The 13,005-nt window shown below is 47.1% G+C and carries 10 protein-coding genes and 1 pseudogene; 1 reads left to right on the top strand and 10 read right to left on the bottom strand.

The window, feature by feature from the left end; genetic code table 11:
* From L691_RS0116295 to L691_RS0116245, 10 genes and pseudogenes are all read right to left on the bottom strand, one after another.
* Positions 1 to 3,028, bottom strand: a 3,028-nt coding sequence (locus L691_RS0116295; RefSeq protein WP_051459384.1) for a collagen binding domain-containing protein, incomplete at its 3' end; no start/stop codon positions are given.
* 651 nt (positions 3,029 to 3,679) lie between these two features.
* Positions 3,680 to 4,303, bottom strand: coding sequence for a response regulator (locus L691_RS0116285; RefSeq protein WP_025691511.1), 624 nt, complete (start codon positions 4,301 to 4,303; stop codon positions 3,680 to 3,682).
* 14 nt (positions 4,304 to 4,317) lie between these two features.
* Complete coding sequence (locus tag L691_RS0116280; RefSeq protein ID WP_025691510.1) at positions 4,318 to 5,679, bottom strand: sensor histidine kinase; 1,362 nt, start codon at positions 5,677 to 5,679, stop codon at positions 4,318 to 4,320.
* Positions 5,676 to 6,311: an HAD hydrolase-like protein gene (locus L691_RS0116275; RefSeq protein ID WP_025691509.1), complete on the bottom strand. Its 636-nt coding sequence runs from the start codon at positions 6,309 to 6,311 to the stop codon at positions 5,676 to 5,678. Before L691_RS0116275 ends, L691_RS0116280 begins: the two co-directional genes overlap by 4 nt.
* Before the next feature lie 394 nt (positions 6,312 to 6,705).
* Positions 6,706 to 7,140 carry a peptidylprolyl isomerase gene (locus L691_RS0116270; protein ID WP_025691508.1) on the bottom strand — a complete coding sequence of 145 codons (435 nt, stop codon included), beginning with the start codon at positions 7,138 to 7,140 and terminating at the stop codon, positions 6,706 to 6,708.
* A 262-nt stretch (positions 7,141 to 7,402) separates the two neighbouring features.
* A pseudogene (locus L691_RS0116265) lies at positions 7,403 to 7,597 on the bottom strand (peptidylprolyl isomerase); the annotation flags it as partial.
* Positions 7,598 to 7,861: 264 nt separating this feature from the next.
* Positions 7,862 to 9,196, bottom strand: a complete 1,335-nt coding sequence (gene lysA / locus L691_RS0116260; RefSeq protein ID WP_025691506.1) for a diaminopimelate decarboxylase — start codon at positions 9,194 to 9,196, stop codon at positions 7,862 to 7,864.
* A gap of 115 nt (positions 9,197 to 9,311) precedes the next feature.
* Entirely contained in the window at positions 9,312 to 11,039 is a 1,728-nt protein-coding gene (locus tag L691_RS0116255; RefSeq protein ID WP_036737253.1) for a spore germination protein, read from the bottom strand.
* A gap of 359 nt (positions 11,040 to 11,398) precedes the next feature.
* Entirely contained in the window at positions 11,399 to 11,824 is a 426-nt protein-coding gene (locus L691_RS0116250) for a stage V sporulation protein AB (RefSeq protein WP_025691504.1), read from the bottom strand.
* Entirely contained in the window at positions 11,825 to 12,481 is a 657-nt protein-coding gene (locus tag L691_RS0116245; protein WP_025691503.1) for a stage V sporulation protein AA, read from the bottom strand.
* Between the two features lie 220 nt (positions 12,482 to 12,701).
* Between L691_RS0116245 and L691_RS0116240 the strand changes: the two genes are divergently transcribed.
* A complete protein-coding gene (locus L691_RS0116240) occupies positions 12,702 to 12,977 on the top strand; it encodes a hypothetical protein (RefSeq protein WP_025691502.1) in 276 nt (91 codons plus the stop codon).
* Positions 12,978 to 13,005 lie beyond the last annotated feature (28 nt).

Raw genomic sequence — 13,005 nt, 5'->3', positions numbered from 1 at the left:
CGGCCGACGGTGTCACAGACGGTGTAGCGGACGGCGTTGGCGACGGTGTTTCGGACGGTGTCGGCGAAGGGAGCTTATGATTAGTTATTGGCAGTACAATATTTGCCCCTGCACCAACAGTCACCGGACGCTCGGTCGCATCAAGAACATAGCCTTCGGGAGCCTTCGTCTCTACCAATACATAACTACCGGACAAAATACCGTTAAATAAAGCCGTCCCGTCCGCCCCTGTCGTCTTCGTTCCGATTAACAAGCGTTCGCTTCCGTTCAGACGATACAAATCAAATGTTGCTCCAACCAGCAGCTTCAGGTGATCGCCCTCGTCCAGCTTCTTGATCGTCAGCACGCTTCTTGAACCGCTGCCTGTTCCAGAGCCGCTGGATACGCCGACGATAATCTCAGCCGAAGTTTCCTTCGTCACTTCCACCACATTGTTGCCGCTGAGCGTTACGGCATTCGTCACGGTTTCTCCGCTGCGGGCTGCAATCAGCGACTGGTACTCCAGGATATACGCCGATTTAATGTCCTTCAAGAAGCTTAAGACGAATGTCTGTCTGCCTTCGTTCGTTGTGGTGATATCGAGGGTATAATCCGTTCCCTTAACAAGCTCCGGCACGGCTTTGGATAACGTTCCATCCTGAGCAACCGTCGTAGGATAGAGATGGAATGAATCGGTCAGCAGCATTTGATTCGCGCTTCCGACATCCGTAATCTTCGCATCCCTTATGAAAGATTGGCCCCTGTTGATATGAATGGTCCAGTTAATCTTGTCGCCAGCCTGCGCTCCGCTCTTAGCGACATACTCTCCGCCATATGGAATGGTCACAGCGCCAGTCAGATCTCCCGATACCTTCTTATTTCCGTCATAAATGCTTGCCGTATTGTAGACTTTGCTGCTGTTAATCAGCTGTCCCTCGAGAGTCGTTTTAAACTCAACGTAGAACGGGTAATTGACCGGTTCATCGAATTTCACTCTCAGCACATTGTCGTTGCCTAATGTAACCGTATATTTCACGTTTAGGTCGGACATTTTCCAGGTCAAGCCGTTCGGCCATAAATACAGCTGCTTGATCTTCACCGATCCGGGGATCAGCTGCTGCGGCGCTTCAATGGCGTCAACAATCTCCGCATTTTGCAGCGGCTTGCCGTTATAGTTGGCTCCGATCGACCATGTTATTTCCTTGGTAGCCGCATTGTACTGCCCATATTTGAATCCGTTGTTCTTGACCTCGATCCGGGGATTGAATACAGCCTTTGCCGAAGCAGTTCCGCCCTCCCAGGCAACGGTTGCCGTATTATAGAATTTATCCCCGCCGTCCTTGATGCCGTAATAGTCAAAGCGCAGCTTATAGCTGATCGTATATTTTCCGGTAATCGGCTGTTTGAAAGCTACGGTGAAACCTTCCCCTTGCACAACCGGCTGGGCATACTCCAATGTATATTCAGAAGCAGGCACCACGGTTCCCGAAGCATTGCGGACGACCAGCGACTCCCGAATAAAAGTAAGGCCGCCGGAAGGGAAGGTATCCTTGACGACAACGTTACTCATCGGGTAGTTGTCCTCGTTGAGCGTAATTTTCCAGTCTACGGTTTTGTTGCGGTAATCGGCTCCGGCGGCATCTACCGTTTTATAAATAATGACGGGGTGAATATCCTGATTGTATTCCGCTTTATAAGTGCCTGAGGTTACCGTGTTGTATATTCTTTTTGAGTCAAATAGACGCCCTTTGTTCTTGGTCTTGTATTCAATAAAATAAGGCGTGTTCACATCCCGCAAAAACTGAAGCTTAAACCCGGTTTTTCCAGTTGCTGAAGACGATGCAACCGTATAATCCGTTCCTTCCGCCAACTGCGAGCCTACCGTCGCTTTTCCATCGGAATCCACGCTCACATTATAAACTTTGACGGAAGCCGCAACCAATTCCTGACTGTCATTGAATAAATCCTTGAGCACCGCATCTGACTGCGGAATCGCGCCATAGTTATAATTGTAATTGATCCCCCAGGTGACAGTCTGAGTTGAGGGTTCATATCCAATGGGATATTTCTGCAGACTCGGCGCGCGTTGAACCGCAACCATTGCCGAGGCGGTCACCGGAGACAAATTGTCACCAGAGAAGGATGCCGTATTTGTAAATTTCGTTTGGGTCAGATCGGTAATCGCTGTGGAAAATATAATACGGTATGCGCCGGTGATCGGCGAATCCGCAAACTTCAACTTAAGCGTGCCATTCTGAACATCCAGGGTATATTTTGCTGAATCAACGAGAGGGCCTTGACTCACCGTCCCATCCAGCTGAACATCAAGCTGATAGACGGCAGCAGTCACCGTATCAACGGTCAATCCCGCCGGAATGGGATCGCTCATTTCCGCTCCATAGACGGATTCCAGCGTCTTGTTCACATCCACCGACCACTGAATGCTCTCCGCATTGTACCCCTCGGGCGTTCCTCTTTTCTCAATGGTGGACGCAACATTCGGCTTGAAGCGCAGGGTGACCACTTGGGTATCCCCGTTGACCGGGAACAGAATCTGTTGAACCGTGCTTCCTTTGATTACCTCTTTATCGAACTTGGTGCGGAAGCTCAGCGTTCCTTGCACATTGTCATGGGTCTCAATAAAGCTGTTGAAGGTCATGACAACAAGATGATTATCTTTGTTAACGGTAAAGCTGCCTACGTCGCCTTCATCGGAAGCCAGCGGACCGCTGATATCGTTGAAGAGCTTGAACTGGTCAGGCAGATGGAAAGCAAATGTGTCCCCGGCTTTGTAACTATGCCCATCCGGCAAAGCCCAGGTATAATTCAACGTGACCTCCGAGCCCTGCTCGTAGACATCGCCCGTAACTGTCTCTCCTCCGGGACCATAGACCGCCATTGAAACACTGGTGATAATATTTGTGTCGTTCTCAATAGCTCCCGCTTTGACTTCAGTCGTAAACCCGAGGCCGTAGCTGTATTGGGCAACCAGCATCAGGATCACGAGCCACATAGCGATTCTTTTCTTCATCAATTTCCGCAACGTCATCCCTTTCTTCCCCTCTCCCATGTCAATTGACGGTAAAATACCGTTTTCAAATATATAAATTGGATTGCTCGCTAATCAGGGGAATTGTCCGTTACAATTAATACAGTAAAACTGGCTATAAAAGAACCATTTTTCTTATTTGCGCACTTATGTATAGCTCATCACGCATCAATCATCACACTCCTTCATGTTATTACCGGTAAGCAAGGATCGGCGGCAGCACCTTGTATCCCTAATTTGTATTACCCACTTTTTCACTTTCGAACTTGGTTTTTTTATTCTCTGAAGGAGGAATTATTTGGGGGCGTGCCTTCCGTATCGCGGCAATTTATCATTGTTCTTAATAAGGAATATACACAGTCTACTATAAAGAATCGAATTTGCACAAGAAGCCGCTGGATGGGAAATGGTGGGAGGCTGGAAGATAGAGCGTTTAACCGTCTAAAAAAGCCCGGACGCATTCCGAATAAGTCGGAGCATGCGGCCGGGCTTTATGCTTTCTGATTGAGCTTGGGCTAAAAATGTACCTACGCTTACAAAAATGCGACTGCCGCGAGATCCAGATCGATAAAAAGTATGTAAATAAAAAAAGCAACCTGCGCATTATGCACGTGGCTGCTTTATTGCCATCTATATAATTTAAGTGGTTAGCTATATCAATCCACCAGACTTTGCTTTCTTTACGGCTTCCTTCGTGTTGGAAACACTTAATTTTCTAAGAATATTTTTGATTTGATTTTTAATCGTGCTTTCTGTCTTTATAAGCTTCTTCTCCATCTCCGATCTTGTAAGCCCTTGTTCCACCAACTCGTAAATTTCGCGTTCAGCAGGAGTCAGTTCCTTAAGTTGTTCTTCTTGTTTAAGCCGACAATAATCTTTAACCAATGCTTCAAGAGGAGATTGGTCATAGTGTATTTTCCGAATCATATTGGGTATTTCGGAAACACTCTTTTTAAGAACGTAGTTCGATGCGCCTGCTACAAAAGATTTTTGAATCACTTCTTCTTCATTCATGGAGGTAAGCATAATCATCTTCCAATCACGACCGCTTTCCTTAAGCTCTAAAGCGGTATAAATCCCATCTAGATTGTTATCAGTCAAATTAATGTCGATTAAGAAAACATCGATCTGCAAGGTACTCGCAAGCCGAATTGCTTCCTCTTTGGTTGTCGCATACCCAACCAAAATCATGTCTTTTTCATTGCAAAGTAAAATTTCGATGATTTTCTTCCAATCAGCGTCGTCCTCGATTAACAACACCCTGATTTTGTCCATATAATCATCATCCTTTAGGAGAACGTTAATATAACGGTTGTCCCTTTATTGAGTTCACTTTCGAACTCTAATTTACCTCCGCTCTTGAACATAACATCGTAACAATAAGATAAGCCTAGTCCAAAATTCGTTCCTTTATTTCCCTTTGTAGTAAAGAACGGTTCTGTAATATGTTTTATGTTTTCCGGGGATATACCGAACCCGTTATCAGATATCTTCACAATCACTTCGTTAGATCGTCCAAAAAATGTATCTATGCGAATCCTCCCTTCTTTTTGAATCGCATCTATAGCATTTTTTAATACGTTAATGAAAACTTCTTTAGTGTGCGGTCCATCACAACATATTTGGACATTTCCGGCTGCATATTTTTCTTCAATGAATAAATTTTTGTTTTCAAGTTCTGAATGAAGATGTTCCACAGCTTCATCAAGCAGTTGGTTTAACTTCATATTGCTTTTTTGAATTACAATTTCTTGGGTTTGACTTTGAATACGATCAACCATATCCATTAGATGATCGGCGCTGCGCTCAATGATATCAATGGATTCTATACAAATAGAATCTAATCGAGTATTATAGGGTTTCATGATTTGCAGACTTGAGTTGATCTTATAAATCTGGTTTTTTATCGTATGGTTTAATAAACTGGTTCCAGAAGTAATAGCCCTCATTGCATTCTGACGAGTTTCTCTCTCATATCGAAGCTTAATTCCGTGAAACGCTCCTCCTCTATGTAATGCTTTCCATAGAAATAGGAAGAATGCAGTCATAAAAAATCCAACCATATACCTCCAATATTGATGGGTATTATCGAACGCTCTAGTGATGTAGTTTAAAATCAGGGCCGATAATACCATCGGTAACATAATTGACGAGGTTGTAAATCGAATTCTTTTTTTCTCCAGGTCCTTCTCTGCTAAGTAAGAGTAGATATGTAGCAAGCAAGCCATAATAATATATGGTACTGCCCAAAACAACATTGAATGAAAGTCCGGCTTAATGTCCGGAAAATATACTGTGGTCTTAAGCATAACAGGGATAGGGAGTATTAAGACATAGGTTAAAATTTTAACCACTCTTGGACTAAACTTTTCGCTATAGGTAATGGCGTGCATAAGAACTCCCCAAGGAAAAAAGTAAATAGATATAAATCCTGTAACGATTCTGGCATACAACAGGATTGTATTTAACCACGGAAAATTCATATTGTATTCATTTAATGCTGGAATAATTTCTTCAATGATGCTTCGAGAAAGCCCAGCAAGAGCCGCGCAAATTAATAAAAGAACTCCCCATCTGATCTCGTGTGATTTTGGATCGTATCGGTAGCAAATGATCGCAAATACGACACTAACCAAAAATAACTCACTCATGCACTAGCTCCAGCAATAATATTTAGAATATCCGAAGGTTTCCGAGCAATGTAATCAGGATCAGATTGCCGGAGGAGCCTTTCTAAATCATACCCCCAGGTTACAGAAATAATTTTGATCTGACTTTTTCTGCAAGCCAAAATATCTCGATGTTCATCACCTACAAAAACAACATCATCTCTTGATATTCCAGCAGTTTTTAAATAACTGTTGATAGCCAAATGTCTCCCAAAAAAACGGTTTGCCGTTATGACATCATCAAACCATTCCATTTGGTTTATTTTCAGAAATTGTTTAATATTTTCCTTGGAGTTTGCAGAAATCAGAATCAGATTTACTCCCCGGTTTTTCAGTTCCTTCAAAACATTTTTTAATTCATGACTGATTTTCAGATTAGGAATAGCTTCCTTGTATTTCCGAACAACATCCATCGTTAGCAAAGGAACCTTATGAACCGGGACCTTTAACATTTTAAAACGTTCCCTTACTGGTAAAGAACGGATTAGTTCAGCATCACGTTCGGGAACTCTCTTGTAGTCATATTTGTCAGCGAATTTGTTAAAAAGATCAAAAACCACTCTTCCAGAATCAACAATCGTACCATCAAAATCAAAAATTATAGTACGGATCAAATCACGACCCCCCCTTATGTTTGATTAATTATTAAAAAATAGATTAATATTTATTCCATCATAAATTAATTGTTATCAGACGTCATCCTTCTTTTTCCTTATTTTCTATATTATAAGTCCTTCCCGCCGTTAAGTCCTCGTTCTTTATCGCTGATTATTTCACTGGACAATCGACTCTTCCGAGACAATGTACTTTCGATCTCAAACAGCTTAGTTAGTGCTTACGTTTAGCCTCTGTATTCCGTTCAAGGTGTTCAATGCTGCAAGGCCTCTGTCGGAAACGGCTATCCTTTTTTTATTATTGTTAAGAAGACTGATTAAACAAATTAACCCCACTTTGGATACTGATCCTCTGTGGGGTTAAGTTTTTATTATATAGTCATCTTCTAATTAATTATACGTCGAACACTTTAACTTCTTTCATCTTGTCTCTGCCTTGGAATGCATCAACATATTCCATTCCTTTTGTGACTTTTCCAAAGACTGTGTGAACTCCATCTAAGTGTGGTTGAGGCGCATAACAGATAAAGAATTGGCTACTTCCAGTATTCTTTCCTGCGTGAGCCATAGAGAGAACTCCTCTGGCATGTTTAGTGGTATTGGTCGCAGTTTCACAATCAATATGATACCCTGCTCCACCAATCCCGGTTCCTTGAGGACAACCACCTTGCGCAACAAACCCAGGGATAACACGATGGAATACTAGACCATTGTAAAACCCACTGTTAGCTAGTTTTTCAAAGTTTGCTACTGTGTTGGGTGCTTCTTCCGGGAAAAATTCAAGTTCAATAGTTCCCCCGTTTTCAAGTTCAATTGTTCCTTTTTTCATTTTGTGTTTCCTTCCTTTCCTATTCGTTCAACAATATTCTTTGCTTTATTGAGTCCCATTATGATTTTAGGATCACTTTCTAATCTTATCTCATTTTGTATCTCTGCTGCAAAAAATTGTGACACTATATATATTAACTCTCTAATTTAAGTCGGGATTCATTATATTGCCCTCCCGACGAGAGATTCTTTTTCAATAAGTGAAACTCCATCTTTCAATTTGATTGCAACAGTTTCCTCAAATAAAGGTAGTGTATTTACTCCCCTATCCCGGTTCCATTCGGACAGCCGCCTTGAGCCACGAAGCCCGGAATCACGCGGTGGAACACCAGACCATTATAGAAACCGTCATTTGCCAGCTTTTCAAAGTTAGCTACGGTATTGGGAGCATCCTGATCGAACAGATCGAGCAGAACTTCGCCGCCGTTTTCGAGTGTGATTTTCGCTTGTTTTGCCATATATAAATCCCCCTTTCACGTTGGACAAAATGTGCAATACTTTTACAGTTTACTATGAAAGTCTTCCCAAAGCAAAGCATGCAAAGCCGCCTCTGATGCCTGCCTTGTCTTCCCCGGCTGGACAGGAGGCACAGCAGCAGTGACCAGCAATGCGTAACTAAAGCCGGAAATTTGGGGGCGGTTATTACCCGGCGCCCGGCACGGCAAAAAGCCATCACGGCACATAAATGTGCATGATGGCCTTCAAAGCCCGCGTTACCCGCGTTATTTCGTTACCGCCTGTTTCGCGATCCGCGCAGGAACAATGTCATTGGCAATCAGATCGCTATGGCTTTCGCGCTTGACCACAAGATCGCTGTGTCCGTTCTGCACGAATACAACGGCCGGACGGGCGATACGGTTGTAGTTGCTGGCCATGGAATAGTTATAGGCGCCTGTGCAAGCTACGGCGAGCAGATCGCCGCTCTTCGCTTCCGGCAGCTCCACATCCCAAATCAACATATCGCCGCTTTCACAGCACTTGCCCGCGATGGAAACTGTCTCTACGGCTGGGTCATTTGCGCGGTTCGCCAGCAGCGCTTCATATTTCGATTCATAGAGCGCTGGACGCGGATTGTCGCCCATTCCTCCGTCAACGGCAACATACTTGCGTACGCCCGGAATGGTTTTGTTCGTACCGACCGTATACAGAGTTGTTCCCGCGTCGCCGACAATGCTGCGTCCCGGCTCCACCCAAATTTCAGGCAGCTTGGCACCGATTCCGGCAAAATACTTCTTCACCGCGCCCGTGATGGCAGCGACATATTCGGATACCTGCAGCGGTGTGTCGCCTTCGGTATAACGGATGCCGAAGCCTCCGCCAAGGTTGACCACGCTGAACTCTGTGTTCAATTCTTCCTTCACGCGGCGGGCAAAGTCAGCTACACGCTCAACCGCCATTTCAAAGCCATCCGTCTCAAAAATCTGGGAGCCGATATGCGAGTGTACACCCAGCAGCGTCAGATTATCCTTGGCGGATGCCTGTTTTACCGCTTCAAAGGCCGAACCGTTGCCAATATCGAAACCGAACTTCGAATCGGTCTGGCCGGTAGCGGCATAGGCGTGATGCGCATGCGCCTCGACACCGGGCGTTACACGCAGCAGAACGTTGACGTTTACATGCTTGCTCGCTGCGATGGCTTGCAGAAGCTCCAGCTCGACGAAGTTGTCGACGACGAAGCAGCCAATTCCCGCGTCCAGTGCCATCTCGATTTCAAACGGCGTCTTGTTGTTGCCATGAAAGTGAATCCGCTCGGCCGGAAATCCGGCCTGCAAAGCTGTGTAAAGCTCGCCGTCGGAGACAACATCAAGGGAAAGCCCCTCTTCATCCGCGATCCGGCACATCGCCATGACCGAGAAAGCCTTGCTGGCATAAGCTACTTGAAAGCCAAGCCCGCTTGCGGCAAAAGCGTCCATATATTCGCGGCAGCGGCGGCGGATCAACTGTTCGTCCATGATATATAGCGGAGTACCGTATTCGGCTTTGAGCTCCGTAACGTCGCACCCGCCGATTTCCAAATGACCGGCATCGTTAATCCGGCTCGTCCCGTGTAAAAACATATTCGCAATCCTCCGATTTCTGTGAGAATATCCATCCCAGTTTTTTATGGTATTCAGTATAGCAGAGGAAGGGAACGCCATAGAATGGACAAATACGCAGTTGATTTGTATTATCCTACGATTTGTCCTTCTTGCCGGCGGCCAAGGGCATACGCGTATTATCCCTCGTTTTATCAAAAGACGGCCTTGTTTTGGCGGAAAGCACCGGCACGCGGAACAGAATCGCCCCCATCGCCTTTGCATTAAATGGTATGAATGGCCACAGATACGATGAGTTGTAGGAACGGTTGACCGTCAGCAGAATGATGAACAGGGTCGTGGCGATCACAAAACCGGCAACGCCGAAGAAGCCTGTGGCCAGAAGCAGGAGCAGCCGGACAAGCCGGTTGGCCAGACCGAGCTCATAGCTAGGCGTGGCAAACATTCCGATAGCGGCCACGGCCATATATAAGACCACCTCATTGACGAACAACCCTGTCTTTACGGCAATGTCACCGATCAGAATCGCGGCGATCAGGCCCATGGCCGAACCTAGCGGTGTCGGCGTATGCACCGCAGCCATGCGCAATAAATCCACCCCGAACTCGATAATCAGAAACTGGACAAGCAGCGGAAGTTTGGCATTTTTCTGCGGACCGATAAATTCGAACATCGGGGGCTTTAGCTCGGGATGAATGACTAGCAGCATCCAGAGCGGCAGCAGGAAGATCGAAGCGAAGATTCCGGCGAACCGCACCCATCGCAAATAAGAACCCATGAGCGGGGTCTGGCGGTTCTCTTCCGCATGCTGGCACAAATCGAAAAATGTCGTCGGGATAATCATTACGCTGGGGGACGTATCTACGAATAGAACTACCCTGCCTTCAAGCAGATGGGAAGCTACAACGTCCGGCCGCTCGGAATAGCGGACCATAGGATAAGGGTTCCAGTTTTTTCCTACTATCGCTTCCTCCAACTGCTTGTCGGCCAGCGGAATGCCATCGATGTTAATAGTTTTCATTTTGTCTACGACTGCTTTGACCTGCGTTTTATCCACAATATCATCGATATAGGCGATGGACACATCCGTTTGCGTTCTCCGGCCAACCTTGTGCAGCTCGAATTTCAGTCCCGGATCGCGCAGCCTGCGGCGAACAAGGGCGATATTGCTCATGAGCGTCTCCGTGAAGCCGTCGCGCGCGCCCCGTACCACCCGCTCGATGGATGGCTCCTCCGGTCCGCGAACCGGATAGATCCGCGTATCCATAATAATGACCCGGGATTCACCCTCGATAAACAGAACGCTCATCCCCGCCAACGCCTGGTTGATCGCCACGCTTAGCTCCTCTGCCTTTTCAACCTGGATATGAGGGATGTACTCATACATAAATGCGGCTATGGCATCGGAAGACATGTCGTTAGGGGTCAAGTAGGTAAGCCTTTTTAGAATCTCATCCAGAACGATGTCCTTGGCAAAGCCGCTGATTAATAAAAGACCTGTTTTTCTTCCTCCTAAGAACATTTCCCGGAATACTACGTCGAAAGATGCTCCAAGGCCCATTACTTCGGTCAGAACCTCTTTCGTCTGATCAAGCGTTTCCGGAATCTTGTCCTCGCCATGCCAGTATATAATCGATTCTTTTACCGAATTCGACAGTTCCTTATCCCTTTTCTCCTGCTTGGGATCTTTAGGCTGACCTGAATCTGCCTCCTGTTCTTGAAGGCTCTTCGCACCCTGATTTTCCTCACTCTTTTGCGGTTCATCGCCGGTTTGCTCTGCTGATTGGTCTTCATCCGGGGAAGTGTTCGCACCTGCCTGAGCCTGCTCCGAAGATGATTCGTCATTAGTATCTTCACCATGCAAAATACTCTTGATCAAGCCGGACAATCCTCCTTCGGAGCTCTCATCCTGAGCTTCCAGCTCCCGGGATGCTTCCATGTCGCCCGCTCCGGCGCTGTGCTTCAGCACGAACCCTGTCGCCAAGTCAACCTCCCCAGCGCTCACACCCTCACTGGCACCCATCGCCTCGCCGCTCTCCACAGCTTCCCGCTGCTTGTTGGCGTCTGCCAATACGCCGCTTGCCAAGGCGTCCTGCTCCACAACAGGATCGGATGCCCCGCCGGTGTCCCCGGCGTTCTCCGCATCTGAGAGCGGCTGCTTCGGCCCTTCGCTGTCCAAGTAATCACCGCTATGAATGTATTTGCTCATCTCTAGCCCTCCGTTTACTGTCGATACACAAACCAATCAAATAAGGAGCCCGCCACTTTACCAAACACCATCGCCATCAGCAGACCGAACAGGTGTGAAGTCATATGAAGGCGTTTAGCCAAAATTGGCAGCACGTTAAGAACTTCCGTCAAAGCGGCGGCAAGCATGCCGACAAAGATCCCCCCGAACAGACCGACCGCCGCTTCAACCGCCGGGCCTGCCGCAATTTTCCAGTTCCAAAAATCGCTCACCGTGCCAAGCAGCGACCCGCTGACCATCGCGCCTTCATACCAGTGAACCTTATCGTAAGATTTCGTCAGCTGCGCCAACCGCGGAATCATGTCGAGCACGACGAACAGAGCGATCACCCCGCCGCCGACGGCGATGCCCCCCGCAATGCCAAGGATCAAATTCAGGCCCACCTCGATCGGAGCCGTCATTTACACTTCCTCCCTTTCGCTTGCTCCGCCTTCGTCCCGTTTCATTTTCCGGTATTCCTCATGAACAACGTACTGGTCGATATTTTTCTGATACAGGAACATTTCCACCTCAAGCGGGGTCGGCTCCTCATTCCATTTTTTCTTAAAAAGATGATTGAAAAAGATGACCATACCGAATCCGATACCGATGGAATAAGCCAGTTGGAACAGATAAGGATGCTCGTCCCTGCGGCCGGTCAGCATCTCCACAATCCGGATTTGAACCTCCTGCATGCTCACGTCCGCATGGAAATTCATAATGGTCAGCGCCGCGCCAAAGAACAGCAGCAGCCAGACAAGCGCAAACATGGCAGGTGACGGCTTCCGCTCACCCTTGGATTCGCTGATCTGGACAATCGTCCTGCCTTCTCCAATCGGCTCGATATCAGCATCCGGCACCAGCTTCTTTACCAGAGGAATGACCTTCAGCACATCGATGAGGAGCAGGTTTCCGTCACTGTACTCCGGCTGCACCAGAAGCAGCGATTTCAACCGCTCCTCCCACTCCGGGGGGGCGATCAGGTAGGCGACGTCGCCAAGCTTCACACCTTTACCTTGAGGAAGCGTCACCCGATTCTTCAGTTGTATGTAGATGGCCGAACCAGAGTCGGTCTTCATCATCCGCTTGTCCTCCTAAATCAAGCAATCTCATACAGGGCCGCCCGTCCCGGACGGGAATGATCTTACTTAAGGCTCTAAACTGAACGCCAGTGTGCCAGAATAACGGTAGTATGGATGAAAAGGGTTATTTTTACTCTAGTCCAGCGGCATCCCGAAACTTTTCGCGGTTGAATGAGTCTATACTTCAATAGCAAAAGAAGGAGGAACAACCAAAAAAATGAAGTTATTATCGCAAGTCTTTATCCGAACAATCCTAGCGGCTGCGGTGCTGCTGGCCCTTAGTGTGCAAGCCCTGTCTCCCGTACATGCAAAATCCGAAAACAGCGTGCAGGATTACGCGATTGATGCCACCAAAGGAGTCGAGCTATACTCGGTCAGCTTCCCGGCGGACGGAAAGTATCAAAATGCGGTGGTCTACAAGCAGCAGGACGGCACTTTTGCGAAATGGCAGGAACCGTTCCGTTCCTTCAGTACAGCAGAGGACGCTCACTGATAATCGGCGGGTCGGATGATCCCGAAGG

Source organism: Paenibacillus zanthoxyli JH29 (assembly GCF_000520715.1).
Classification (GTDB): Bacteria; Bacillota; Bacilli; order Paenibacillales; family Paenibacillaceae; genus Paenibacillus_AQ; species Paenibacillus_AQ zanthoxyli.
Note: the sequence above shows the minus strand (reverse complement) of the source record. Positions and strands in the feature narration are given on the sequence as shown.